Source organism: Micromonospora sp. NPDC005298 (assembly GCF_040607375.1).
Taxonomy (GTDB): domain Bacteria; phylum Actinomycetota; class Actinomycetes; order Mycobacteriales; family Micromonosporaceae; genus Micromonospora.
Genome location: NZ_JBEXGP010000004.1, coordinates 176,004 through 202,419, shown reverse-complemented (window position 1 = coordinate 202,419; position 26,416 = coordinate 176,004). Strand labels below are relative to the sequence as shown.

Sequence of the window (26,416 nt, the reverse complement as noted above, 5' to 3'; positions counted from 1 at the left end):
GCTCACCCGCCGGCGCGGAGCACCTCGCTCAACCGGTCGCGTCGCCGCAGCACCGACTCGACAGGTACGACGACCACGGCCGCCACCAGCAGCGTCACGCCCACCAGGCCGAGCAGCCACCACGGCAGGACCGCCCCCGGGTCGGCGGCCTGGCCGGTGAGCAGCCGCAGATCGAGCGGGCCGAGCGCCAGGCGTGCCAGAAGGGCCCCGAGAAGCGGGCCGCACACCGCGGCGACCACGACCGGTGGCAGCAGCTCTCCGGCGGCGACCCAGCGGGCGTCGCGTGGCCGCAGGCCGAGGGTCCGCAGCCGGGTCAGGGTCTGCCACCGCTCCGACGCACCCGCGGCAGCGGCGATCATGAGGCCGAGCAGCCCCAGCGCCAGCAGCACCGCGGCGGCCGTCCACGTCAGCCGCAGTAGTCCCGCGGTCAGCGGAGCCACTCGCTGTGCCCGCAGGACGTCCGGCCGGAGCACGACGTCGGCGGTGACACCGCTTGTCGACACGGCCCGCGCCGCGCCGGGGCCGGTCACCCAGACGGTGTTCGGAACGGCGGGCAGCCCGGCGCCGGCGAGGGCCGCCGCGTCCACGATGACGACGTCACCGGCACCCCCGACGGAGGGCGCGGCACCGACAGCGGCGAGCCGGATCGCGGGGGCGCCGTCCCGGGGTAGCTGCAACCGCGTGCCGGCCCGCAGATCGCCGCCGCTCGACCGGACCAGCGCCGGGACGTCCCCGGGACCGGGTGCCGTCAGCCGGGCCAGCGCCGGAGCGTCGGGCAGCGGGGTGGTGGCCAGCAGGCGCTGGAACGCGGCGGCGTCCACGATGACCAGGCGTGGGGTGAACAGCGTCGAATCGCTGAACACGCGCGCCGAGTCGGTCACCTGCGCGACGACGACCTGCTGCACCCCGGGTGCGGCGGCGATGCGTTCGGCGAGCAGGGGTGTGGCGGCCGCCGCGTCGGCGCCGACGTCGAGGCGGGCGTCCGCGCCGACGGTGCTCCACGCGCCGTCGGCCAGCCCCCGGGTGACGGTGGCGCCGAGGATGAGCGCGAACGACGCGAGTGCCACGGTGCTCACCAGAACCAGCAGCGGCAGCGCGCGCCCGGCCGTCGTGGCAGCCCGAGCGGCACCGAACACGGCCAGCGGGCGGCGCGAGCGCAGCGCCTGCCGGAGCGCGAACCGCGCCCCGAGGGGCAGCAGCCGGAGCAGGACGAGCGAGCCGACGAGCACGCCCAGGGCGAGCGCGCCGATCGGCAGGATCAGGTCGCCGGTCAGCTCGCCGGTGTCGCCGTCGGGGGCGACGGGCAGGAGCCCGCGCTGGTGCAGCGTGACCAGGGCGGCGACCGCGGCGACCAGGACCGCGGCCTCCACGGCGGCGCGGCGCAGCTGACCGGTGGCCCGGATCCAGCGCCGGGCGGCCGCGTTCGCGGGTTGACGCCGGTCGCGGCTGGCGCGGGCGGCGGCGAGGACGCCGAACGCCGGCCCGGCGACGACACCGGCCAGGATCACCGGAACGGCCCAGCGCCAGGAGACACCCGGAGCCGCCGCGCGGGCGAGCGCGAGCCCGACGACGGCAGCCGACAGGGACACCACTGTCGACTCGATGACCAGTTCCGCACCGAGGTCCGGTAGCGCCGCCCCCCGCTGCCGGGCGACGCCCAGCGCCGGGGTACGACGGCGGACCAGCAGGTCGGCGGCGAGCAGCAGGAGCAGCACGGTGGCCGTCAGCACCCCGGTGAGCAGAACGGCGGACTGCGCGAACACGGCGCTGATCCGCGTACGGGTGTCATGCAGGGTGGTGTCGAGCTGCGACTCCCACTTCAGGGACTCGTCCCGTGTGCCCGAGGAGCCGGAGGTCGCCTTGAGTGCGACCACCCGGCTGGCGAGCGTCCCGGCGCTGCCCCAGGTGAGCGCGTCGGGTTCGGGGGCGAAGTGGACGGTACGCCGCAGCTGGTCCTGGTTCACGGCGAGCCGGGCGTCCGGCAACGACTCGCGCGACAGCAGGCCGCCGAACCGGGTGATGCCCACGCCGTCGGCGCCGGGCAGGGGGCGCAGGAGCGCCGGAGCGAGTCGCCAGGCCGGGTCCGCGCTGTCCGCCGGCCGGTAGATCCCGCTGATCCGGACGTCCCTGTCGCGGCCCTGGCCGTCCCTGACCGGGATCCGGTCACCGGGGCCGAGGCCGAGTGCGGCGGCGTCCGCCTCGGAGAGTCCGACCTGCACCGGCCAGGGCGGTCCGCTGTAGGGGGTCTCGACGTACTCCTCGGGGACGGCGGGGCCGGGCGGACCGCCGGCGACCCACGTCGTTCCCGGACCGCCGAGGTCATCGGCCAGGTAGGTGAACTGGAAGCTGCGCGGCACGTTGCCGTCGGTGATGCTGAGGACCGGGCCGTCGACGACCGCGACGGGTGGGAGCAGTGCGGCGTCCAGGTCGGGCCCGAGCGCGGATGTCGCCCGGGCGCGGAAGTCGTCGACGTTCTCCGCGAGGCTCGCCGTCCGGACCCGTCCGCCGGTCGGGCCGTCGTCGCGTTCCCAGTCGGCGCGTACGAGGACGCTGGAGTCGGGGCCGGCGCGGCGGACCGCGTCCTGGACGGCGTCGTCGGCGGCGGCGCGCAGCAGCGCCGGAACGGCCCCGGCGAGCAGCGCGACGGCCGCGACGACGACGGCGGTGAGCAGCAGCGGGCCGGCGTCGGTCCGGCCCCGGCCACGGATGCTGGGCCAGTGCGGGGCGAGCCGCCGGCGGGTCAGCCACCGGTTCACGGCGCCACCCGCAGGTGGGCGGCGTCGGCCCGGCGGACCTGGACGGTGACCACGGCGGCGACCGCCAGCAGGCATCCGGCCAGCAGGACGGCGAGCAGTGCGGCCTCGGCCGGCCACGGCCAGTGTGGCTGGGCGGCCGGGACGGGCGCGGCGCCGGTGTCGGAGCGCACGAGCAGGGGAGCGACGACGCGGGTGGCGAGCGCGCCGGCGGCGGCGCCCGCCGCGAGCAGGGGCAGCAGAACGCCGGCGTGCTGGCCGAGCAGCACGGCCCGGATGCCGCGCCGGGACATTCCCAGGCCGCGCAGCCTCGCCACCTCGACGGCGCGGGCCTGTAGATCGCAGGTGACGTGCAGGACGACGCCGGCGAGCAGCAGCAGGGCCGCGGCCGGGACGATGAGCCGGAGCGCGCCCGGCAGCCCGGCGCGCAGCGGGCCGCCGGTGAGGCGGGCCGTCTCCGCCTCGCGGGTCGTGACGGTGCCCAGGTGCAGGGCGGTGGCCCGGTCGGCGGCGTCGGGACCGGCGGGGTCGCCGACCCACCAGGCGTCGACCGGGAACGTCAGATCGCCGGTGACGACGCGTGCGCGGGACAGCATGTCCAGGTCGGCCAGGACGGCGACGGCGCCGGGGGCGGACGGTACGGTCGGCACGACCTCGGTGACGACGATCGGTACGGGCGTGATGCCGATCGTGACGCTGAGCTTGCTGCCGCTGTCGGCACCGACCTCGTCGGCGAAGCGGGCGGAGACAGCGACGGGCACCGGGCCGGGGTCCGGGAAGGCGCTGGCCACGAGGGTCCGGGCGGCGTCGTCCGCGCCGCCGAGCTCGACGGTCGCGGCCATCCGCAGGACGGTCCCCGTCGACGTGGTGGACAGCGTGACGGCCGGGTCGCTCACCCTGCTCGGGACCGGCGGCGCGGACGTGGCGGTCCAGTCCGATCCGTCAGCGGAGCTCTCCGCCGACCCGGCGGACGGCACGGTGAGCGTGACGGCCACTGCGACGGGCCCGCTGACCGGCTCGGCGGTGACCGGCAGGGCGACGGCGACGAGGCGCAGCCCGTCGGCCGTCGCGCAGGCGGGCAGGCGAACGTCCCGACCGTCGAGGGGTACGGCGGGACCGGTGCAGAACGTGCGGAGGCCGGTGGCGTCCTGCATCAGCAACCGGGGCGTCACGGTGAGCGGGGTGTCGCCGGTCGCGGTCCCGTTCAGGACGAGCGGTGCGCCGGCCGGAACGGCGAGGCCGGTGACCCGGGTCCGTGGTGCCAGTGTGGCGGCCGCGTCCGCCCACCCGCGGTCGCCGTCCACCCGCCCGCGCAGCAGCGCGTCGGCGCGGGTGGTGTCCACGGCGACCAGGCGTGGCGCGTCGCCGGCGGTGCCGAGCCACTGACCGACAGTCGTACCACGGTTGAGGGCCGGACTCACCGCACCCGAGGTGGCCGCGCTGACGAGCGCGCCGTCCCCGGCCAGCGGCGTCGTGCCGAGGGTGAGTGCGAGGTCGGTGCCGACGGAGAGCGCCGCCTGGTCGCTCTGCGACCGGTGCCACGTGGTGTCGAAGGCGAGGCCGAAGGTCGCGGACGCGCAGGCCAGCCCGACCAGCAGCCCGGCGGCCACCGCCTGGGGCCGGCGGGCGGCCTCGGAGACCGCCAGCGGGAGCGCCAGCCCACGGGCGCGGTACGCCAACCGGTCGGCGCCGCGCAGGGCGGGCAGTACGACCCGGAGCGCCAGGGCGGCGCCTCCGGTGAGCAGCATCGCCGGCGCGAGCACCCGGACCGCGTCGGCGCGTGGGCTGGCGGCGGTGGACTGCGCGTACAACTGCCACCATCCGACGGCGGCGAACACCACGAGCATCAGGTCGGCGCCGGAACGGGCCAGCAGTTCCCGGCGGGTGCCCCGGTCGCCGGCCGCCGGGACGGGCCGGATCGCCAGGACGGTGAGGACGGCGGCGAGCACCAGCGCACCGCCGGTGACCGCGAGGACCTGGACACCGACGACGGCCGGCCGGACGGTCAGGCCGGCGTCGTCGAGCGGCGGCAGGTGGGTCAGGCCGGCGTGCAGGGCCGACGAGGCAGGTGTCGCCAGCGCGGCGGCGACGGCGGCGACGAGCCCCGCCTCGAGGGTCGCGGTGGCGGCGAGTTGTCGACGGCTGGTGCCCACGGCGGACCGCAGGGCGGTCTCGTCGGCGCGTATGCCCGCCGTCAGCCGGCCGGCCAGGACGAGTGCCGTCGCGGTCAGGACACCGCCGAGGACCGCGATGGCGAGCACGACGGCGGCGGTGACGTGCCGTTGGTCGTCGACGGACCGCAGGGTCAGCGGCAGGTCGGAGGCGACACGTGCGAGCGTGACACGGTCGCCGAGGGTGCCGGCCAGCCGGCGGTCGGCGGCACTGACATTCCCGGCCACGGTCTCCAGGTCACGGCGGTTGGCCTGGGACAGGTCCGGATGGGCGGTGATCTCCATCCGATCGACGGTGGCGCCGCTGTCCACCAGGTCGGCGAGGTCCACGAGGAACGGCCCGTACGCGTTGACCGGTTGCAGGAAGCGGCCGTCCCGGTAGCCGGTGGCGGAGCCGGCCGCGGCCAGCGGGTCGCGCTCCCAGCCGCGCCCGGCCAGTGGGCGTACGACACCGACGACTGTCACGTCGATGGCCGCGACGGGCGGGTGGGCCAGCTCGGCGCCGAGGCGTACTCGGCGACCGGGGGTGAGGTCGAGCAAATGGGCGGTGGACTCCAGCAGCACCGCGTCGCCCGGGTGCTGTGGCCAGCGCCCGGTGACCAGCTCGGTTCGGGCCGGCAGGTCGTCCAGCCCGGACAGGTACGCCTGGGCCGGGACCGTGGTGCCCGGGGCGAGCTCGGGCGGGAGCGCCCGCAGCACCGTCGACGCCCGCGCGGTCGTTGTCGCCGGGAACGGCGCGAGCGCGGAGGTCACCGCGGTGCGGGTGTCGGCGGCGACGGACGGCGTGTCCCGGCCCTCGACGGTGCCGGTGTAGACGGTCACGTCGACGGCGGCGGGGGCGGCGCGGGCCATGGCGACCTCGAGTGCCCGCTCGGCGGTGCGGGTGACCAGCAGGGTGCAGGTGCCCAGCAGGGTCGCCCCGATCGTGACGACACCGAGGAGGGCTGCCAGCAGCGGCCACTGCGCGCGGGCGCGCCGGCTGACCAGCCTCAGCATCGTCGCGTCATTCGGCGTCCGGCATCGGTGCGTGCGGCTGCCCGGCCGCCTGTTCGTCGAGGTGCCCGTCGTGGATGCGGATCACCCGGTCGGCCAGGGCCATCATCACCGCGTCGTGCGTCGACACCACCACGGTGACGCCTTCGGACTCCGCTATCCCGCGCAGCAGGGCCATCACCGACAGACCTGTCTCGGCGTCCAGTTGCCCGGTGGGCTCGTCGGCGAGCAGGAGCCGGGGCGAGGCGGCCAGCGCGCGGGCGATCGCCACCCGCTGCTGCTGGCCGCCGGACAGCTCGGCCGGCCGCTGCCCGGCGTGGTCGGCCAGGCCGACCAGGTCCAGCAGCAGCTCGACCCGCCGCTCGCGTTCGGCCGGGGCCATGCGGGCCAGCCGCAGCGGCGCGGCGACGTTCTCGGTGGCCGACAGCACCGGGATCAACCCGAAGCTCTGGAAGACGTACGACACCTTCTCGCGCCGCAGCCGGGACAGGCCGTCCTCGTCGAGCGTCGTGACGTCGGTGCCGTCGACGTGCACGGAGCCGGCGTCCGGGCGGTCCAGGCCGCCGATGACGTTGAGCAGGGTGGTCTTGCCCGAGCCGGACCGGCCGACGAGCGCCACCATGGAACCGGCGGTCACGTCGAACGACACGCCGCGCAGGGCGTGCACGACGCTCGGCCCGGTGCGGAAGCGCCGGTGCACACCGCGCACGCGCAGCAGGGGCTCGCCGTTCATTCGCCGCTTCGCGAGTCGGGGTGGATGGTGATGTGGTCGGGTTCCAGGGCCAGCCGGACCCGTCGGGTCAGCGCCAGCGCCTGGCGGAACTCGCGGGGCACCTGGACCCGCCCGGCCCGGTCCATCACGGCGTACTCCTCGGCGGTCGTGTGCGTGTCGCCCCCCGCGTCGGTGGTGGTGCGGCGCAGGACCTCGCTGCTGGTGCGACCGTCGCGGATCGCGACGGTCCGTTCGACCTGGCCGCTGACTCCCGGGTCGTGGGTCACCACGACGACTGTGACGCCGTAGCGCCGGTTGACGTCCCGCAGTACGCCGAAGACCTCCGCGGACGTGGCGGCGTCCAGCTCACCGGTCGGCTCGTCGGCGAGCAGGACCCGCGGCTGGTTGGCCAGCGCCACGGCGATCGCGACCCGCATCTGCTGCCCTCCGGAGAGCTGCCCGGGGCGCCGGTCGGCGCAGTCGGCGACACCGAGGCTGTCCAGCAGCTCGGCCGCGCGTTCCCGGCGCTCCTTCTTCGCGGTGCGGGCCGCCGTCATCGGCAGGTCCACCATCTCCCGTGCGGTCAGGTACGGGATGAGGTTGCCCGCCGTCTGCTGTCGTACGAATCCGACGGTGTGCCGCCGGTAGTCCACCCGGTCCGCGCGGGACATGGCCAGCAGATTCCACCTGTCGACCCGGACCCGCCCGGCGGTGGGGGCGTCGATGCCGGCCAGGATGGAGAGGAGGGTTGACTTGCCGGACCCGGAGGCGCCGACGACGGCGACCATCTCACCGCTCTGCACAGCCAGGTCCAGGCCCTGAAGTGCCTGCACCTCGATCGAACCGGTCTGGTAGATCCGCACCAGGTTCTCGCAGACGATGAGCGCGTCCCGGCCGAACTCGGGCGCCCGCGCGGACGGCTGCGGCAGGGACAGCGGTGTGCTGGACATCCCCAGCAGTTTCGCAATCGGCGGGTTCGTTGACCATGCCCCGGGACGGCTTTTTCTGCGCTCCCGGACGAGGATCTGCCGCCGTTCAGGGTCGCGGGCGGCGCCTCGCTGTGGTCGGGGATGCGACGAGCCGGCCGCCTCGGGGGGAGGTGGCCGGCTCGGGCGGTGAAGGGCTCACAGCGGCGGGGCGATGTCCCGACGCTCCTCGACCCGGCGGTACTCGACCGGCTGTTCGGTGCTGGCGACCACCGCGCCACGGCGACGACCCCAGATCAGCGTGGTCATGATCAGGCCGAGCACGCCGGCCCCCATCAGGATCCAGCCGACCACGTCGAGGTTGATGCCGCCGACGCTCGCGTCGAGCGCGAAGGTGAGGATCGCGCCGAGGGCGATCAGAAAGATGCTGGTGCCGATACCCACGACAGCCTCCTTAGGGGGATGTGGTGTGCTGTCGAGGTCCTTCATTACCCCGTCGTCGTGCAGCGCAACCGCCACCGCCGCAGGGTGCCGCGCCCACCGATCTTGGCATCGGGTAGAGTTTCACCCGTCGCCGGCGCTCGCCGGGGGCGTGCGGACGTAGCGCAGCTGGTAGCGCATCACCTTGCCAAGGTGAGGGTCGCGGGTTCGAATCCCGTCGTCCGCTCTCGATCCGCCAGCTGGTCCTGGCGGAGACCACGGGCGATTGGCGCAGTGGGAGCGCGCTTCCTTGACACGGAAGAGGTCACTGGTTCAAACCCAGTATCGCCCACCACGCGAAACAGCAGGCAGCACGGGTTTCGTCCCACCGGGACGGAGCCCGTTTCTGTTGCCGGCCGACGCCGAATTCCGGCTTCCGACATCCGCGCGACGAGCCGCAACGCCGAAGTAGCAGCCGTCATTTCCGGACCTGACACTCAGGCCATGAGTGACAGCGATCTCACCCGACGTCGATTCCTTCAGGCAGTGGGCATCAGCGGCGGGGCGGGGGCGCTCTTCGCAACCATGGGAGCGCTCGAGCTCGCCCCGGCCAACGCCGCCACACCCTCGTTCCAGGCACCACGACAGTCCGACTTCCATCTCACCGGGCGGGCCGCCCGCAAGGTCGTCATCCTCGGCGGCGGCATCGCCGGCCTCACCGCCGCCTACGAACTCGGCAAGGCCGGATACGACTGCACCGTGCTGGAGGCACGGGCCGTCACCGGTGGCCGCAACCTCACGATCCGCGGCGGCAGCGCCGAGACCGACCTCGACGGACACACCCAGCGGTCCACGTTCGCCCCCGGCAACTATCTCAACGCCGGTCCGGCCCGCATCGCCCAGTGGATGGTCACCCTCGACTACTGCCGCGAACTCGGCGTACCGATCCAGCCGTTCGTCAACGCCAACGCCGACGCGCTGATCTACAACGAGGGCGGCGCGCCGATCCGGCTACGGACGGCCAAGGCGGACGTGTACGGCTACGTGTCCGAACTGCTGGCCAAGGCCACCGACCAGGGCGCCCTAGACAGCACCCTGACCGCTGAGGACAAGCAACGGCTGCTGGCCTTCCTGGAGGACTTCGGCGACATCGGCGAGGGCCACGAGTACACCGGCTCGACCCGGCGCGGCTTCTCGCGATATCCCGGCGCGGGCAACGACGAGGGCACCCCGTTGCCCGGACCGCCGAGCCTGTCCGACGTGTTCGCCAGCAACGTCGGCCACTACTTCAGCGGCGAGTTCGGCTACGACCAGGCCATGATGATGTTCCAGCCGGTGGGCGGCATGGACCGCATCGCGGCCGCGCTCACCGCCGCCGTCGGACGGCGCCGGGTCCGCCTCGGCGCCCGGGTGCTCGGCGTGACCAGCCGCGCGTCGGACGTCACCGTCACGTTCCGGCAGGCCGGCCGCGTTCAGGCGATCACCGCCGACTTCTGCGTCGCCGCACTGCCACCGAACATGATGGCCAGAGTGCCCCACAACCTCGGCGCGAACGTGACCGCCGCGCTGTCGTCCGGGTTCTACCCGGGGCCGGCCGGCAAGATCGGGCTGGAGTACCGCAGCCGCTGGTGGGAGGACGACCTGCGGATCTACGGGGGCATCACCCAGACCGACCTCGACCTCAACCAGGTCTGGTATCCGTCGTACGACTTCCACGCCCCGCGCGGCGTCGTGGTCGGCTACTACAACTTCGGGGAACAGGCTGAGGCGTACGGCGCGCTCACCCCCAGGGCCCGGACCGCCCGTGCCGTCGAGCAGGGCGTGAAGATCCACGGCGAGCGGTACCGGTCCGGACTGGCGAGTGCCTTCTCGGTGGCCTGGCACCGCATGCCGTACCTCGAGGGCGCGTGGGCCTTCGCGCAGGACGTGAACTCCTACGAGCTGCTGCAGCAGCCGGCCGGCCGCGTGTACTTCGCCGGGGACTGGCTCACCAACGCGGTGGCCTGGCAGCACGGCGCGTTCCTGTCGGCCCGTACCGCCGTCACCGCCATCCACCGGCGGGTACTCGCCACCTGACGGGCAGGCCGCCGGGTCGTGTCCCGTGACACGGCCCGACGGCGCCGGGGTCAGGCCGGCACCACCGGCAGCTCCAACACCTCGTCCACGCAACGGCGCGGGGTGGGCCGGCCCGGCTGGCCGTACCCGATCCGCAGCACCATCTGCGGCGTGCCGAACCGGCCCAGTGACAGCCGCAGCTGGTCCCGGGCGGTGGGCACCTCGATCGGCTGGGAGAGCATCGACACGCTGAGCCCCGCGTCGGTGGCGGTGAGCAGCAGCCGTTGCAGCGCCTGCCCGGCGACCACCTGGTCCACGGCGGTGTTGCCCACCGAGCCGAGGACGCCCACCAGCGGCTCCGGTTCGAAGTCCCGCCCCGGCGCGCGGTCACGCCCGCCGAAGCCGCGCGTCGGCAGCACGTCCTGCGGCTCGCCCTGCGGGCCGCCGGCGCGGACGGGTACACCGTCCGGCGCGGGCTCCCGGCGCAGCCACTCCTCGCGTTCGGCCCGGTACGCCGGATCACGCTCCAGGACCCGGTGGGCGCTGCGGGCGATCTCGCCGAACGCGGCGACCGCGCTGACCCCGACCAGCAGCTCCAGCCAGCACTGCTCGGCGCGGGCCGCCTCACCGAGGCGCCACCGCGCGTCGGCCGGCACCGGGTCCGGCCAGAACGGCATCCGGTTGCTGAACCGGCGGGGGATGGCCGCGTACAGGCTCTGCTCGGTGGGGGTGGGCCGGCGCGGAACGTCCGGCACCAGCCGGGCCAGCAGGTCCGGCTCGGCCGGGTCGGGACGCAGCCGTACCCGGGCCGGAACGCCGGCGACTGCCAGCGCGACGCGCAGGTTGAACAGGGCCGCCCCGCAGCCGATGCGTACCCCCCACCCGTTCGGGTCGGTCGCCGGCAGCCGGCGGGTCTGGTCGGCCAGCACCTCGATGCCGCCGTCGCGCAGGCGCAGCCGCCACGGCTGGGTGTTGTGCAACGACGGCGCCCGGACCGCGTCCGCGGCGGCGGCCCGCAGGTGGGCCGCGGTGTAGCCGACGTCCATGGCGGTGCTCCTCTCGCTTCGTGCCGGTCCACGAGACGCGCGGCCGGTGCACCCCCACGGTCCGCCCTGCGGGTGGGTGGCGAGCAGGGCCGGACGTCCCGACAGGTCGGGACGGACCGCCCACGGATTCCGGCCCGGCCCGGTCGGGACCTTCGGCCCGTGCGGTGGGGCGCGGCGACGGGGTAGAAACGAAGGATGATCCGCGTGTTCCTCCTCGACGACCATGAGGTCGTCCGCCGTGGCCTGGCCGACCTGCTTCAGAGCAGCGGCGACATCGAGGTGGTCGGCGAGTCCGGCTCCGCGCAGGAGGCCGCCCGCCGCATCCCGGCGCTGCGACCCGACGTGGCGATCCTCGACGCCCGGCTGCCCGACGGCAACGGCATCGACGTGTGCCGCGACGTCCGTGCCGTCGACTCGTCCATCAAGGGCCTCATCCTCACCTCGTACGAGGACGACGAGGCGCTGTTCGCGGCGATCATGGCGGGTGCCGCCGGGTACGTGCTCAAGCAGATCCGCGGCACCGACCTGGTCGACGCGGTGCGCAGGGTGGCGGCCGGGCAGTCGCTGCTCGACCCGGCGATCACCACCCGGGTGCTGGAGCGCATCCGCAACGGCGTGGAGCAGCCGCGCGAGCTGAAGTCCCTCACCGAGCAGGAACGGCGGATCCTGGAGTACGTGGCGCAGGGGCTGACCAACCGGGAGATCGCCGGGAAGATGTTCCTGGCCGAGAAGACGGTGAAGAACTACGTGTCGAGCGTGCTGGCCAAGCTGGGCCTGGAACGCCGTACGCAGGCCGCCGTCCTGGCGACCCGCCTGCTCGGCAAGTCCACCTGACCCGACACCCGGTCAGTCGCGCAGCGGCACGGTCCAGCACAGCTCGGTGCCGTGCGGCTCGACCTGCCCGACGGTGAAGATGCCGCCGTGACCCTCGGCGCGCTCGCGCAGGTTGACGAGGCCGCCCCGGGCGGCGGCCGGGTCGCAGCCCACCCCGTCGTCGGTGACGGTCACGCTCACCTGCCCGCCGTCCACGCGGACCGCGACGGTGACCCGGCTGGCCTGGGCGTGGCGGACCGCGTTCGACAGCGCCTCGCGTAGCACGGCGGTGAGGTCCGGGCGTACGGCGTCCGGCACGGCGCTGTCCACCGGGCCGGTCAGCTCCAGGTGCGGTCTGAAGCCCAGCGACTCGGCGGCCAGCTCGACCGCTTCGCGGATCTCGGTGCGCAGCGCGGCGGTCATCGGTGTGCGCAGCTCGAAGATGGTCCGGCGGATGTCGCGGATGGTGGCGTCCAGGTCGTCGACGGCCGCGTTGATCCGCTTGGCCACCTCGGGGCGGGTCATCATCGGCGCGGCGCTCTGCAATTGCAGACCTGTGGCGAAGAGCCGCTGGATCACCACGTCGTGCAGGTCGCGGGCGATCCGCTCGCGGTCCTCCAGGACCACAAGCAACTCCCGTTCCTCCTGACCGCGCGCCCGCTCCATGGCCAGCGCCGCCTGGCCGGCGAAGCTGCCCAGCAGGGCCACCTCGTCGTCGCTGGCGCCGTCACCGTGGTCCGGCCGGTGCGCGACGACGAGCGCCCCGTGCAGGGTCTCGGCGGTCGCCAACGGTGAGATCACCGCCGGCCCGGTGCACAGCAGCGCCGGCCACGGCGCCGCGTGCGCGAGATCGTCCACCTGGTCGTGGCGGCCCTCGGCGACGGCCCTGCCGAAGCTGGTGTCGGCCGCCGGCAGGACCGCGCCGACCAACCCGCGGGCCTGCTCGTCGACGCCGTCGACGACCTCGATGGTGAACTGCTCGGCGTCGGTGTCGTAGAGCAGCACCAGCGCCAGATCCGCCTCGGCCACCTCGCGGGCGCGACGCGCGACCAGGGCCAGCGCGTCGGTACGGCGCACCTCACCCAGCAGCACCGAGGTGATCTCGGCGGTCGCGGCGAGCCAGCGTTCCCGGCGGTGCGCCAGGGCGTACAGGCGGGCGTTCTCGATGGCCACGCCGGCGGCGGCGGCGAGCGCGACGACGATCTCCTCGTCGTCCTCGGTGAACTGCGCGCCGCCCTGCTTCTCGGCCAGGTACAGGTTGCCGAACACCTGGTCGCGGATGCGCACCGGCACGCCCAGGAAGCTGTGCATCGGCGGGTGGTTCGGCGGGAAGCCGTAGGAGCGCGGGTGCTGGGTGATGTCCGGCATCCGCAGCGGCCGGGGCTCGTCGATGAGCAGGCCGAGTACACCCCGCCCGTGCGGCAGGTCGCCGATCTGCGCGTGCTGCTCGGGGGTGATGCCGTGCACGATGAAGTCGTGCAGCAGCCGGTCCGGCCCGATCACGCCGAGCGCGCCGTACCGGGCGCCCACCAGCTCCGAGGCGGACTGCACGATCCGTTGCAGGGTGGTGCGCAGATCCAGGTTGGTGCCGATGCCGACCACCGCGTCGAGCAGGGCACGCAGCCGCTCCCGACTGGTGACGACCTCACCGACCCGGTCCAGCATCTCCTGGAGCAGTTCGTCGAGGCGTACCCGGGACAGGGGGCTCAACCCGAGCGACGGGGTCACCGGCGATTCGTGGCGGGGGTCCGAAGGGCTGCTCGTCACCCGGCGATGGTAGCGCCGCGAAATTTCCGGCCGGGATCCTCAGCCCTGCTCACCGCGGACCGCTGTGGTGTCCACCACCTGCTCGGTGGTCAGTCGCGGGGTGTGCGGCGGGCCCGCGTGTGCCGGGTCGGCGATCCCCAGACGCAGCACCAGGTACGGGTAGCTGAGCCCGGCGAGCAGCTGACGCAGGGTCTGCCGGGTGCCCGGCACCTCCACCACGGCGCTGAGCGGCACCACCGACACGCCGAGGCGGGTGGCGGTCAGCCAGCCGGCGGAGAGCGCCTCGCCGGCGCGCAGCCAGCTGTCCGGTTCGTCCTCGTCGCCGTGCAGCAGCGCGTACACCGCGGCGCGGTCGTGGCCCTGACCCATCGGCAGGCTGCCGGGGCGGCCGAAGTCGCGTGCCGGCACGGTGGTCTGCGGGAGCTGCTCGGGCAGCACCTCCGCCGGCAGCCCGGTGCCGGCCCCGGCCCGGCCCGTCCAGTAGGCCAACTCGGCGCGCAGCTCCGGGTCCTCCGATTCGACCGTGTCGGCGTGCCCGGCCGTGGCGGCCAGCTCCAGCACCTGGTCGCGGTCGAGGATCTGCAACCGGCAGCCCTCGCCGGTGACCGCCCGGCTGATCTGCGTGATCGCGTCGGTCGGCACCGGCTCGTCGCTCACCGGGCGCCGGTCGGTGTGCCGGACCTGCATGCACTGCACCAGGCGCATGGCGTCCGGGTCGGCGTCGGTGCGGCTCAGGTCGCTCACTCGGGCCAGCAGCTCGCGGTCACCCGGGTCGGGCAGCCGCTCCACGACGGCACGCCACCCCTGCGCGGCAAGCGCCACCCGGGCGTGGTGCAGGGCGGCACCGCAGCTGATGGCGAGCAGCCGACCCTCCGGGTCGGTGGCGGCCAGTTGCCGGTCGGCGACCGAGCGCAGCTCCAACGCGTCGGGCAGCACCCGCCACCGCCACGGCTGGGTGTTGTGCACCGAGGGGGCGTGGCCGGCGGTGGCGGCGGCCTCCGCCAGCGCGGTGGTCAGCTGGCTCTCCTGACTCATGGTCACGACCTTTCCGTCTCTGCTCATCGTGCCTCACGACGCGATGCCGTGCGGGGCTTGCGGCAACCATCCTGTGCCATCCGGCGCTGTCCCGCAGGGGTCGCAGGTCCCGACCCGACCGGACGTTGCGCCCGCCCACCCTGCCGACGAAACATCCCGTGTACGGCCACCGACCGGCTGCGGGCTGCGACGATGCGCAGGTGGGGGCGGCGGAGTCGACCGAGTGCGTGCCGGAGCGGCCGGTCCGGGTCCGCGTCCGCCGGTGGTGGGCGTGGGCGCCGCTGGTCGGGCTCGGGATCGCGGTGCTGGCCGGTGCGGCACTGCGGATCGCCGACCGGCCGGACGCGGCCGACCTGATCTGGGCGGCCGTCACGGTGGCCGCGCTGCTGCCCGCCGCCTGGTCGATGCTGCGGGCGCTCTGGCACCGGCAGTTCGGGGTGGACGTGATCGCCGTGCTGGCGCTGGCCGGCGCGCTCGCGGTCGGCGAGTACCTGGCCGGTGCGGTGATCGCCGTGATGCTGGCGACCGGCCGGTCCCTGGAGTCGTACGCGCAGCGCCGCGCCACCCGCGACCTGCGGGCGTTGCTGGCACGCGCCCCGCGTACCGCCCGTCGGCGCGGCCGCGACGGCGGGATCGAGGTGGTGCCGTTGGACCAGGTGGAGGCGGCGGACCGGCTGCTCGTCGGGCCGGGTGACGTGGTGCCGGTCGACGGGACCGTCGACGAGGCGGTCACCCTGGACGAGTCGGTGGTGACCGGGGAGTCACGCCTCATCCAGCGGGCCGCCGGGGAGCCGGTGGCCAGCGGCGTGGTCAACGCCGGCGCCGGGTTCGCGATGCGGGCGACGAAGAACGCGGCGCAGAGCACGTACGCGGGGATCGTACGACTGGCCGAGGAGGCGACCGCCCACAAGGCCCCGATGGTGCGGTTGGCCGACCGGTACGCCGCCGCCTTCGTCCCGTTCACGCTGGTGCTGGCCGGGTTGGCGTGGCTGCTCTCCGGTGACGTGGTGCGGGCGGTGGCGGTGCTGGTGGTGGCCACCCCCTGCCCGCTGCTGCTGGCCACCCCGATCGCGATCGTCTCCGGGCTGTCCCGGGTGGCCCGGCGTGGGGTGCTGGTCCGCGACGGTGGCTCGCTGGAGCTGCTGGGCCGGGCCCGTACCCTGCTGGTGGACAAGACCGGCACGCTCACCGCCGGCCACCCCCGTGCCGCCGAGACGGTCGTCGCGCCGGGGAGCGACCGGGACGAGGTCCTGCGGCTGGCGGCGTCGGTGGAGCAGTTGTCGCCGCACGTGCTGGCCGCCGCGCTGGTCCGGCAGGCCCGCGAGCGGGGGTTGGCGCTGACCGAGCCGACCGACGTGACCGAGGAGCCGGGCCGGGGGGTCAGTGGCCGGGTCGACGGGCGGCTGATCCGGGTGGGGCAGCTCGCCGGCGAGTCGCCGGTGTGGGCGGACCGGGCGCGCGCCCGCACCGAGTTGGCCGGCTGGTCGGCGGTGTGGGTCAGCGACGACGACGGGCCGCTCGGGGCGATCCTGCTGGAGGATCCGGTCCGCCCCGACGCCCGTCGGACCGTGCGCCGGCTGCGTGCGGCGGGGCTGCGACGGATCGTGCTGGTCACCGGTGACCGCCCCTCCACCGCCGCGCAGGTCGCCGCGACTGTCGGCGTGGACGACGTGCTGGCCCGCTGCACGCCCGCGGAGAAGGTGGCCCGGGTCCGTGCGGAGGCCGAGCGCGCGGTCACGGTGATGGTCGGCGACGGGGTGAACGACGCCCCGGCGCTGGCCGAGGCGCACGTGGGCGTCGCGATGGGCGCGACGGGCGCGACCGCCTCGGCGGACGTGGCCGACGCGGTGCTCACCGTGGACCGGCTGGACCGGCTCGCCGACGCGGTGGAGATCGCCCGGTACGCCCGCCGCATCGCCGTGCAGAGCGCCACCGTCGGCATGGGTCTGGCCGTGCTGGCGATGGTCGCGGCGGCGGCCGGTCGGCTCCCCCCGGTGGTCGGCGCGTTCCTCCAGGAGGGCATCGACGTGCTGGTCATCCTCAACGCCTTGCGGGCACTACGGGGCGGACTGAGCCGACGCGACGTCGCCCCGCGTACGCGCGAGCTGCTCGCCCGGTTCGACGCGGAACACGAGGCGGTCCGGGGTGTGCTGGCCGGGCTGCGGGACACCGCCGACCTGGTCGCCACCGACCGGGCCTCGCCGAGGTGCCTGCCGGCGCTGCGCGAGACGCACCACCGGTTGACCGAGCAGGTGCTGCCGCACGAGGCCGCCGAGGAACGGCAGCTCTACCCGGTGCTGGCCGAGCCGCTGGGCAGCGGCGAGGCGACCTCGACGATGAGCCGCGCCCACGTGGAGATCCGCCGCCAGGTCGACCTGCTCGGCGCCCAGCTCACGCAGAGCGCCGACGGCCGGCTGCGCCCGGACCAGGTGCCCGACCTGCTGGCCACCCTGTACGGCCTGGACGCCGTGCTGCGCCTGCACCTGGCCCAGGAAGAGGAGGAGTTCTTCTCCCTGGACCCGTCCGACCCGGTGGCCGAGCGGCGCTGACCCCGGGCGGGGTCGGTCTCAGCGTTCCCGGACCACGGCGACCGGGCAGTGGGCGTGCTGGATCAGCTGCTGGCTCACCGATCCGAGCAGCATGCCGGCCAGCCCACCCCGGCCGCGCGTGCCGACCACCACCAGGCGCGCGTCGCGGCTCGCCTCGATCAGCATCGCCGCCGGGCTGCCCGGCACCAGGTCGACTGTGACGTCCAGCTCGGCGAACGTGCGCCGCCAGGTCTCCACCGACTCGTCGATCACGGCCCGCTCGTCGGGCACACCCGCCGCCCCGCCGGGGCCCGGCGTCCAGGCGTGCAGGACACGCAGCGGCACCCGCCGCTGCGCCGCCCGCTCCGCCGCGAAGCCCAGTGCCACCTGCGACGGCTCCGAGCCGTCCACGCCGACGGCCACCGGGCCGGCCGACGCGCCGCCCCGGGCGTCGCCGTCGCGGACCACGACGACCGGGCAGTGCGCGTGCGCGGCGACCGCCACCGCCGTCGACCCGACCAGCAGGCCACCGAACCCGCCGTGCCCCCGGCTGCCGAGCACCAGCATCCCGGCCTCGGCCGAGCGCTCCTGCAACACCAGGGCCGGCGGCCCGTCGTACACCTGGCCGGTGATCGTCAGCCCGGGGTTCGCGGCCGTGGCGTCCGCCGCGGCCCTGCGGACCAGGTCCTCGACCTGCCGCCGGGCGGTGTCGTCCGGCCAGACGCCGGGCGCCACGCCGGGGCCCACCCACCCGGCCACCGTCAACCACTCGAACACGTACGCCAGTCGCACCGGCTGCCCGCTGCACCGAGCCTCGTCCAGCGCCCAGTCCAGGGCCCTCGACGCGTCGGTGGAGCCGTCGTAGCCGACCAGGATCTCCGCGTCACGCATGTCGTCCTCCTCAGGCGGTCGTCGGGTCGGTCTCGCGGACCCAGCGCCACTCCGCGACCCGGGGGTCGTCCTCGCCGTACCGGCGGGTGTAGTCGCGGGCGGCCTGCCGCGCGTCGACCATCTCCTGCCGCAGGTGCGCGGCGCGGGCCGCCAGCCCGGGCACCCGGTCGATGACGTCGATGACCAGGTGGAAGCGGTCCAGGTCGTTGAGCATCACCATGTCGAACGGGGTGGTGGTGGTGCCCTCCTCCTTGTAGCCGCGCACGTGCAGGTTCTCGTGGTTGGTACGGCGGTAGGTGAGCCGGTGGATCAGCCACGGGTAGCCGTGGTAGGCGAAGATGATCGGCCGGTCCGCGGTGAAGATGGTGTCGAACTCCTTGTCGGGCAGCCCGTGCGGATGCTCGGTGTCCGGCTGGAGCCGCATCAGGTCGACCACGTTGACCAGCCGCACCTTCAGCTCCGGCAGGTGCCGGCGCAGCAGTTCCACGGCGGCGAGGGTCTCCAGGGTGGGCACGTCCCCGCAGCAGGCGAGCACGACGTCCGGCTCGGTGCCGGCGTCGCTGCTGGCCCACTCCCAGATGCCCAGGCCGCGCCGGGTGTGCTGGATCGCCTCGGTCATGGTCAGCCAGTTCGGCGCCGGCTGCTTACCGGCCACCACCACGTTGATGTAGTGCCGGCTGCGCAGGCAGTGGTCCATGGTGGCGAGCAGGGTGTTCGCGTCCGGCGGCAGGTAGACCCGGACCACCTCGGCCTTCTTGTTGACCACGTGGTCGATGAAGCCGGGGTCCTGGTGGGAGAAGCCGTTGTGGTCCTGGCGCCAGACGTGGCTGGACAGCAGGTAGTTCAGTGAGGCGATCGGCTGGCGCCATGGGATGGCCCGGGTCACCTTCAGCCACTTGGCGTGCTGGTTGAGCATCGAGTCGACGATGTGGATGAACGCCTCGTAGCTGGTGAACACGCCGTGCCGACCGGTCAGCAGGTAACCCTCCAGCCACCCCTGGCACAGGTGCTCGGAGAGCACCTCCATCACGCGGCCGTCGGGGGAGAGGTGGTCGTCGCCGGGCACCGTGGCGGCCACCCAGGCCCGGTCGGTCACCTCGAACGCGGCGCCCAACCGGTTGGAGGCGACCTCGTCGGGGCCGAACAGCCGGAACGTCTGCGGGTTGGCGGCGATCACGTCGCGGATCCACGGGCCGAGCACCCCGGTCGCGCCGGCCATCGGCTGGCCCGGCTCGGGGACCTCCACGCCGTAGTCGCGGAAGTCGGGCAGGGCCAGGTCGCGCAGCACCACGCCGCCGTTGGTGACCGGGTTGGCGCTCATCCGCCGGTCGCCGCGCGGCGGCAGCGTACGCAGCTCCTCCACGGGTGCGCCGGTGGCGTCGAACAGCTCCTCCGGTCGGTAGCTGCGGAGCCACCGCTCCAGCTCGGCCAGGTGCGCCGGATTGTCGCGGACCCCCGACAGCGGCACCTGGTGGGCGCGGTAGGTGCCCTCCACCTGCGTGCCGTCGACCTCGTCCGGGCCGGTCCAGCCCTTCGGCGTGCGCAGGATGATCATCGGCCAGCGCGGACGTTCGACGACGCCGCCGGCACGCGCCCGGCGCTGGATCTCCGCGATCTCGTCCAGCGCCCGGTCCATCGTCGCGGCGAGCGTGCGGTGCACCTCGGCCGGGTCGTCGCCGGCCACCACGTACGGCTGGTAGCCCGATCCGCGCATCAGGTCCAGCAGGTCGGCCTCGGGGATCCGGGACAGCACGGTCGGATTCGCGATCTTGTATCCGTTGAGGTGCAGGATGGGCAGCACCGCGCCGTCGCGGGCCGGGTTGAGGAACACGTCGGAGAGCCAGCTACCGGCCAGCGGGCCGGTCTCCGCCTCGCCGTCGCCGATCACGCAGGCCACCACGAGGTCCGGATTGTCGAACGCGGCGCCGTACGCGTGACTCAACGCGTACCCCAGCTCGCCGCCCTCGTGGATCGAACCCGGCACGTCCGCAGCGACGTGGCTGGGGATGCCGCCGGGGAACGAGAACTGCCGGAACAACCGGGCCATCCCCGCCTCGTCGCGCGCGACGTCGTGGTACCGCTCCGACCAGGTGCCCTCCAGCCAGGTGTTGGCCACGATGGCCGGGCCGCCGTGCCCGGGGCCGGTGACCAGCATGGCGTTCAGGTCGCGCGCCACGATCACCCGGTTGAGGTGGGCATAGATCAGGTTGAGCCCGGGGCTGGTGCCCCAGTGGCCGAGCAGCCGCGGCTTGATGTCGTCCGGGGTCAGCGGGTCACGCAGCAGGGGGTTGCCCAGCAGGTAGATCTGCCCGACGGTGAGGTAGTTCGCGGCGCGCCAGTAGGAGTCCAGCCGACGCAGCTCGTCTTCGGTCAGGGGACTGTGCAGGTCAACAGCGGAGTCCATGCTGCGTATGCCTCTCGCGAGATCGGGGACGTCGCATCGGGTGTCCCGGGTTTTCCCGGCCACGTCCAGCTTCGTCGCCGGCGGGAGGCTGGATCAGGGCCGTTGGTCCCAACTGGTGAGGATGCGTGGCCCCGTTCGGCGCGGTGCGGGCCAGTCCGCGAACGACGATGGCCGGGGCCGGGGTAGCCCCGCCACACGTCCCTGACCGAGCGTAGTCGCATCGGTGCGTCGCCGAGGTCGGATCGGCGGCGGTGCCGATGCCGGTCCGGGCCGAGGCCGCCCGTGACCTTCCAGCAGATCGGGGCGCCCCCACCAGGTGGGGACGCCCCGATCCGTGTTCACGTGCCGCGGGTCAGCTGACCGAGCCGATCGCCACGCCGGCCCGGCCCACCACGGCGCCCTCGTCGGTCACGACGACGGCCTCGCCGAAGAGGCTGCGACCGCCGACCGGGACGGAGTTGACGGTCACCGTGCCGCTGACCGTGGTCGACGTGCCGCGCGTCAGCGGGACCACCGTCGGTGGCACCGAGATCTCACCGAGCGCCGACGCGAAGAACACGTCGCGGTAGTCGTACGTCGTCGAGCCGGACGGCGCGGAGAACCCGTCGACCTCGATCGTGTACGTACCCGGCACCGGGTTCGGAAGCGACACCGACTCCTCGGAGTCGCCGTCCGCGTCGAAGTCGACAAGCGCGCCGTCGCGCGACACGTACAGGTCGAGGTCGGCTCCCACGTCGCTCACGTTGCCGATCTTCACCTCCAGCCGGGTCGCACCGGCCGGCACCTCCACCTCGTACGTCTGCGTCTCGCCCTCGGCGATGGTCGGGCGCTGCACCAGGGCGCTGCCGAGCGAGCCGCCCTGCGCGGACACGTTGATCGGGCCGAACTCGTTCGTGATCTTCCAGCTGACCGGGTTGGCCTGCCCCGTCGTCACGGCGGGCAGCTCGACCACCGGCGGCTCCACCCGGACGCCCTGTACCCGCGTGGTGAGCGAGAACGGGTTGTTGAGCGCCGGCGAGGTACGACGTGCCTCGACCGCGATCTCCCACACGCCGGGTACCGGGTTCTCGTACGACCGCTCCTGCGGCTTGCAGATGGCCGGGTTGGAGAAGTTCGTGTAGCACAACGTGCTGTTGAGGTCCTCCTGTCGGACGCCGTGCGGGTTGAACGCGAGGAACCGGGCCTGCGAGCCGGTCGCGATGGCGGAGAGGTTCACCTGTAGCGCGGCCGCGCCCGGCGGCACGGTGACGAAGTAGCTCTTGTACGAGTTCCGGTCCGTCTCGCCCGTCGCGCTGAACGAGTAGTTCGGCTGCTTCAGGTCGTTCGACACGACGACCGTGTTCATCACCTCGAAGTCCACGGCGGGCGTCGCCGGGTCGTCGACCCTGAGGATCGCGCCGTGTGCGCCGACCGACGGCTTGGCCGTGACGGTGATCCCGACGGTCCTGTTCAGCGGCAACGTCACGTCGCGCGGTGCCGAGAACGTGCCGTCGTTGCCGAGCCAGGTCAGTTTGTGCCGGATGGCCGCCGCCGGGCCGCTGGTACGGGTCAGGTTGACCCGGTACGCCTTGGACTGTCCCGGCCGGTGCCCGCCGCTCGCCGCGATGCACCGGTTGTAGATGCCGGTGCCCTGGTTGGCGGGGATGAGCAAGTTGGACAGCTCGGTGCACACCGGTGCCGACGAGGTGTACGCGCGGGTTTCGACGCCGCCGCGCAGCAGCTTCCACGCGCCCGGCACGTTGACCATGCCGTTGCCCTGCCCGTACGCCGGCTCGCCGTCGATCCACTTAGCCGAGCTGTAGAGCGCCCGGCGCAGCGCGGCCGGGGTGAGACCCCGGTCGGTCGCCTTCGCGGCCGAGAGCAGCAGTGCGACCGCGCCGGCGGTCTGCGGCGCGGCCATCGTGCTGCCGAAGGCCGTCACCAGACCAGGAGGCAGCTGGTAGCCGGCCTCGGCGACCGGCGTGCCCGGCCACCACATGGGCCCGGGCGCGATCGCCGAGCCCGGTGCGGTGATGTTCGGCTTGAACCCGCCGTCCTCCCGTGGACCGCGGGAGGAGAGGTTGAACAACGCGTTCTTCTTGCGCACCGAGGAGCCGTAGTTGGCCAGCCAGGTCTCCTTGCTCATGCTGGCCGCCACACCGATCACGTCGGTGGCCACGGCGGGGTCGCCCGCCGCGTTGATGCCCGGACCGTCGTTGCCGATCGAGATGACCAGCTGGATGCCGTAGTCGCTGATCAGGCGGTTGTAGAGCTGGGCGCGGGCGTTGCCACCGTCGTTGAACGCCGGCACGCCGCTGACCGACATGTTGACCACGTCGACGCCCCGGTTGATGACCAGTTCGGCCATGCCGTCCAGGAGCGCGGCGGATGTGCAGCCGTCGCTCCAGTTGCAGGCGCGGCCGGACACGATCTTCGCGCCGGGCGCGACGCCGTCGAAGACGGGGTTGCCGAGGATGTCGTTGGCGGCGGCGATGCCGGCGACGTTCGAGCCGTGGGAGCTCTGGGTGAGGCCGATGTTCACGAAGTCGGTGAGGCCGGGCACGCCCACCGGCGTGGTGTCGATGTCCTCGCGGAACTCCACGGTGAACGGCATCTGCTCGCGTACCGCCGTGGCCGGGTTGTCCACGCCGAAGTGGCCGACGTCGAACTTCTCCTTGTACGGCCGCATCACGGCGTCGTCCGTGAAGTCACGGTTCTGGTTGGTGTCGACGCGGATGTCGTGGCTCACCGGGTCGTACAGCACCCCGAAGAGGTCGGTGGTGTCGCCGTCGCGGTTGACGTCGCCGGCGGGGTCGCCGGGCCGGGCCGGCGAAGCCGGGGGCTGGATGGTGATCGCCTCGTTGAACCGGTTGATCTTGTACGAACCGGCCGGCGCCGTCCAGGTGGCGTCGGCGTACGTGAAGGTCGGCCCGGTCACGCTCGTGTGCATGCCCTTCCAGGTGCCGTCCGGATCGAAGATGGGATCGGTCGCGGTGAACCAGTCGACGACCTTCCGCTCACCCGTGGACGTCTTCTGCAGGGCGGGGTTGTCGAGATCGACACCCGAGTCGAGGACGCCGATCGTCACGCCGCGCCCGTCCCAGGTCGGGTGCTGCTGCTTGAAGGCGACCGCCCCGATCTCGTGCGTGGGCAGGAAGGCGTTGGCGGCCGGCGTGTCCGGGCCGGGGTCGGCGACAGCCCGCGTCGTGGTGCCACGCGGGCTCGCCTTGGCCTCCGGTGTCGGGGCGGCCAGCGGGATCGACTCGTTCAGGTCGAGGGCGGCCACACCCGGCAGCTTCGCGGCCTTCTCCACGGACCCGGTGGGGACCCGGGCGCGGACGTAGCCGATCGAGTCGTACCGCTTCGCGACGACTCCGCCCAGCTTCTCGAGCTTCGTCGCGACATCCTTCGCGTCGCCCTTCTCCGTGGCCACGATGAGCATGACGTGCTGCTCACCCTTCGCGTTGGCCCGAGCGAGCAGATCGACGTCGTGCGCGTCGAGGGCGCCCGCCCGCGCGCCCTTGGTCTTTCCGGGCGTGTCGGTCGGCTCGGCGGTGGCGAGCGAGGGTGGGCCCGCGAACGTCATGCCGGCCGCCAGGCCGGTGGCGAGCAGTGCGGCAACGCCATGCCGACCCCATGAAGGGAGTTTTCTCACTTACCGTCCTCCAGAGAAGGAGCCCTGTGGTGCAGGGGGTGAAAGGCGAGATTTTCGCTTTCCGACGATAAGTGGCACGGGTCCGGGAGTGCTTCTCGTGACGTGCTCGATAGAACGAGGACGCGTACGCGCCCAGCAGGTGCGATGCGCGCCTACTCGCAGCGATTATGCGCAATTGCGGAACGTCGGCGGTGGCTTCTGGTGTGAGAGTGGACGGCATTCTTCGAATGCGGTAACCACCCAATCGACACGAGCGCTGTCGACTTGATTTCAGGGCTGTCGGACCTGCGCGGATTGGGCGTCGGGTCCGTTGAGCGGCTTCGTGGCGAGACCTCGCACGACGATCACCGGGGCGGGGGAGTGGTAGAGCAGGGACTGGGCGACAGCGCCCAACATGGCTCGGCCCGGTTCGTCGCCCCGGGCCGCGACAAGCGCCATCTGCGCCGAGCGGGACGTCTCGACGAGCACCTCGCCGGGGTCGCCGCGTTCGACGCGGCACTCGGTCACCACCCCGGGGCGGTCGGCGGTGTGCCGGGCCAGCGCCTCGGTGAGCTGCTCGGCGACCGCGTCGGTGTCCTCGTCGTACTCCACGACCCGCAGGGCCACGAGCCGGGCGTCGCGCTGGGCCGCGCAGTCCACAGCCCAGCGCAGGGCGAGGTGGGAGCTGGGTGAGCCGTCCACGCCGACCAGGATGGGCCCCTCCGGCGGGGGCTCGCTGCGGACCGCCAGCAGTGGGCAGCCGGCCCGCGCCGCCAGCTGCACCGCGGGCGTCTCGGCCGGTACGCACTGGCCACTGCCGGCCATGCCGCTGTCGCCGACGGCGAGCAGGAAGGCCGCCTTGGAGCGCCGGATGAGGGTCGGCAGCATGCCGCTCTGGACGATCTCGCCGCGTACGGTCAGCCCCGGCTCGGTCTGGTGGGCGAGTTGGGCGGCCTGCGCGATCAGCCGCTCGGCCCGGTCCCGGGGTGCGGCGACGGTGTCGGCGGCGAAGGCAGCGTGCCAGTCGAAGGTGTGCAGCAGGTGCAGTGCCCGGCCGTGTCCGGCGGCCTCCAGGGCCGCCTGCTGGACGACCGGGAGATCGCGCTCCGAGCCGAGGCCGACGATCACCTCCGCGTCGGCGGCTGCGGTCATCCGACATCACCTCCCGGGCGTCGCGCCCGGCACGACCACGCTGTCCCTGATCGAGGCTAGTCGGACGGGTGCGACGGCGGGCCGGATCGGCGTGGTTGTCGCGGTCGTCCGACTGCGCGGGTGTGGTCCCGGTCGAGCCGGTGGCCTTCGCTGATCCTGCACAGCCGAGCCGAGCCGCGATCGTTCGTCAACAAAAGTTGACACGGGTTGCGCTGTCAACGTATGTTGACGGCATGAGTCAGGCGACGGAACTCGCGGCGGAAGCCGGCAGCACCGACCCCCGGGTCGGGCTGCGGGCCGTCCGCGCGCTGCGCCGGCTGCTCGAGCGGCTCGAGGTGGTCCAGGTGGACAACGCCCGTCGACAGGGCTGGTCCTGGCAGGAGATCGCCGACGCGCTCGAGGTCAGCCGGCAGGCGGTGCACAAGAAGCACGCCGGGCGACCGGCGGTCAACTCATCCTGGGAGGCGTGATGTTCGAACGGTTCACCGACCGGGCGCGCGACGTGGTGCGGCGGGCGTTGGAGGAGGCGCGGGTCGAGGGGCAACGACCCGTCGGCACCGAGCACCTGCTGCTCGCCCTGCTCGCCGACGAGGCCGGCCTGGCCAGCCGGGTGCTGGCCGACGCCGGGGTGCGCGCCGACGACCTGCGCGAACGGGTCCGCCGGCACACCGCCAGCGGCGGCGCGGGACTCGGCGACGCCGACGCGGCCGCCCTGCGGGAGATCGGCATCGACCTGGCCGCGATCGTGGCCCGCATCGAGCAGTCCTTCGGCCCGGACGCGCTCCGCGAGGCGGTACCCGCGCCGCGCCGCCGCTGGAGGCGCAGGAGGTACCTGGGCGGGCCGTTCTCACCCCGGTCCAAGAAGGTCCTGGAGCTGTCCCTGCGCGAGGCGCTGCGTCTGCGCCACCGGCACATCGGCACCGAGCACATCCTGCTGGGCGTGCTCCGCGAGGGCCACGGGCTGGGCGCGCAGGTGCTCACCGAGTCCGGCGTCGACCTCGACGATCTGCGCCGACGGGTGGAGACCGCCCTCCGCGCCGCCGCCTGACGGGCGCGCACACGTTGAAACCTGTCTGTGGCACTTCCGACGCCGCGCGTTCACAGGCTCGCTGAAGCCGTCCGGGTGCTGCACACTGT

At 73.8% G+C, this 26,416-nt stretch carries 17 protein-coding genes, 2 tRNA genes and 1 pseudogene; 8 read left to right on the top strand and 12 right to left on the bottom strand.

The features are described 5' to 3' along the window. Positions 1-2: 2 nt before the first annotated feature. From ABZS77_RS11575 to ABZS77_RS11555, 5 genes are all read right to left on the bottom strand, one after another. Positions 3-2,756 (bottom strand): FtsX-like permease family protein, encoded by a 2,754-nt coding sequence (locus ABZS77_RS11575; protein ID WP_354820984.1) that lies wholly within the window; start codon positions 2,754-2,756, stop codon positions 3-5. Beyond that, positions 2,753-5,920: an FtsX-like permease family protein gene (locus ABZS77_RS11570; RefSeq protein WP_354820981.1), complete on the bottom strand. Its 3,168-nt coding sequence runs from the start codon at positions 5,918-5,920 to the stop codon at positions 2,753-2,755. The genes ABZS77_RS11575 and ABZS77_RS11570 overlap by 4 nt, the downstream gene beginning before the upstream one ends. A 7-nt stretch (positions 5,921-5,927) precedes the next feature. Beyond that, positions 5,928-6,650: an ABC transporter ATP-binding protein gene (locus ABZS77_RS11565; protein ID WP_354820978.1), complete on the bottom strand. Its 723-nt coding sequence runs from the start codon at positions 6,648-6,650 to the stop codon at positions 5,928-5,930. Continuing rightward, positions 6,647-7,579 (bottom strand): ABC transporter ATP-binding protein, encoded by a 933-nt coding sequence (locus tag ABZS77_RS11560; protein ID WP_354820975.1) that lies wholly within the window; start codon positions 7,577-7,579, stop codon positions 6,647-6,649. Before ABZS77_RS11560 ends, ABZS77_RS11565 begins: the two co-directional genes overlap by 4 nt. Positions 7,580-7,753: 174 nt before the next feature. Next, on the bottom strand, positions 7,754-7,999 hold the full coding sequence (locus ABZS77_RS11555; protein ID WP_354820972.1) for a DUF6458 family protein: 246 nt from the start codon (positions 7,997-7,999) through the stop codon (positions 7,754-7,756). A 150-nt stretch (positions 8,000-8,149) separates the two neighbouring features. Here ABZS77_RS11555 and ABZS77_RS11550 point away from each other — a divergent pair. The 3 genes from ABZS77_RS11550 to ABZS77_RS11540 all read left to right on the top strand — a co-directional run bounded on the left by ABZS77_RS11550 (position 8,150) and on the right by ABZS77_RS11540 (position 10,051). Further along, positions 8,150-8,222 (top strand) — tRNA-Gly (locus ABZS77_RS11550). Between the two features lie 33 nt (positions 8,223-8,255). Then, positions 8,256-8,330 (top strand) — tRNA-Val (locus tag ABZS77_RS11545). Positions 8,331-8,479: 149 nt separating this feature from the next. After that, entirely contained in the window at positions 8,480-10,051 is a 1,572-nt protein-coding gene (locus ABZS77_RS11540; protein ID WP_354820969.1) for an FAD-dependent oxidoreductase, read from the top strand. 50 nt (positions 10,052-10,101) lie between these two features. On the opposite strand, the gene ABZS77_RS11535 is transcribed toward ABZS77_RS11540, so the two are convergent. Further along, positions 10,102-11,076, bottom strand: a complete 975-nt coding sequence (locus tag ABZS77_RS11535; RefSeq protein WP_354820966.1) for a nitroreductase — start codon at positions 11,074-11,076, stop codon at positions 10,102-10,104. A gap of 195 nt (positions 11,077-11,271) precedes the next feature. Between ABZS77_RS11535 and ABZS77_RS11530 the strand changes: the two genes are divergently transcribed. Continuing rightward, complete coding sequence (locus ABZS77_RS11530) at positions 11,272-11,910, top strand: response regulator transcription factor (protein ID WP_354820964.1); 639 nt, start codon at positions 11,272-11,274, stop codon at positions 11,908-11,910. A 12-nt stretch (positions 11,911-11,922) separates the two neighbouring features. On the opposite strand, the gene ABZS77_RS11525 is transcribed toward ABZS77_RS11530, so the two are convergent. Together ABZS77_RS11525 and ABZS77_RS11520 are read right to left on the bottom strand one after the other, a co-directional pair. Further along, positions 11,923-13,599 (bottom strand): GAF domain-containing sensor histidine kinase, encoded by a 1,677-nt coding sequence (locus tag ABZS77_RS11525; RefSeq protein WP_354821297.1) that lies wholly within the window; start codon positions 13,597-13,599, stop codon positions 11,923-11,925. Positions 13,600-13,695: 96 nt separating this feature from the next. After that, the gene (locus ABZS77_RS11520) at positions 13,696-14,718 is read right to left on the bottom strand and encodes a nitroreductase (protein ID WP_354820961.1); all 1,023 of its coding nucleotides are present in this window, start codon (positions 14,716-14,718) and stop codon (positions 13,696-13,698) included. 200 nt (positions 14,719-14,918) lie between these two features. Between ABZS77_RS11520 and ABZS77_RS11515 the strand changes: the two are divergent. Both ABZS77_RS11515 and ABZS77_RS11510 read left to right on the top strand, forming a co-directional pair. Further along, positions 14,919-16,751: pseudogene (locus tag ABZS77_RS11515) on the top strand (heavy metal translocating P-type ATPase); the annotation flags it as partial. Further along, positions 16,740-17,240 carry a hemerythrin domain-containing protein gene (locus ABZS77_RS11510; protein WP_354821294.1) on the top strand — a complete coding sequence of 167 codons (501 nt, stop codon included), beginning with the start codon at positions 16,740-16,742 and terminating at the stop codon, positions 17,238-17,240. The pseudogene ABZS77_RS11515 and the gene ABZS77_RS11510, both read left to right, overlap by 12 nt. An 18-nt stretch (positions 17,241-17,258) precedes the next feature. Here ABZS77_RS11510 and ABZS77_RS11505 read toward each other — a convergent pair whose 3' ends face one another. From ABZS77_RS11505 to ABZS77_RS11490, 4 genes are all read right to left on the bottom strand, one after another. After that, positions 17,259-18,110, bottom strand: a complete 852-nt coding sequence (locus ABZS77_RS11505; RefSeq protein ID WP_354820958.1) for a universal stress protein — start codon at positions 18,108-18,110, stop codon at positions 17,259-17,261. Between the two features lie 10 nt (positions 18,111-18,120). Continuing rightward, positions 18,121-20,514 (bottom strand): phosphoketolase family protein, encoded by a 2,394-nt coding sequence (locus ABZS77_RS11500; RefSeq protein ID WP_354820955.1) that lies wholly within the window; start codon positions 20,512-20,514, stop codon positions 18,121-18,123. Between the two features lie 352 nt (positions 20,515-20,866). Continuing rightward, positions 20,867-24,079, bottom strand: coding sequence for a S8 family serine peptidase (locus ABZS77_RS11495; protein WP_354821291.1), 3,213 nt, complete (start codon positions 24,077-24,079; stop codon positions 20,867-20,869). A gap of 339 nt (positions 24,080-24,418) precedes the next feature. Beyond that, positions 24,419-25,279: a universal stress protein gene (locus ABZS77_RS11490; RefSeq protein ID WP_354820953.1), complete on the bottom strand. Its 861-nt coding sequence runs from the start codon at positions 25,277-25,279 to the stop codon at positions 24,419-24,421. Between the two features lie 233 nt (positions 25,280-25,512). Between ABZS77_RS11490 and ABZS77_RS11485 the strand changes: the two genes are divergently transcribed. Next, a complete protein-coding gene (locus tag ABZS77_RS11485) occupies positions 25,513-25,749 on the top strand; it encodes an HTH domain-containing protein (protein ID WP_354820950.1) in 237 nt (78 codons plus the stop codon). Then, a complete protein-coding gene (locus ABZS77_RS11480) occupies positions 25,749-26,327 on the top strand; it encodes a Clp protease N-terminal domain-containing protein (protein WP_354821289.1) in 579 nt (192 codons plus the stop codon). The genes ABZS77_RS11485 and ABZS77_RS11480 overlap by 1 nt, the downstream gene beginning before the upstream one ends. Positions 26,328-26,416 lie beyond the last annotated feature (89 nt).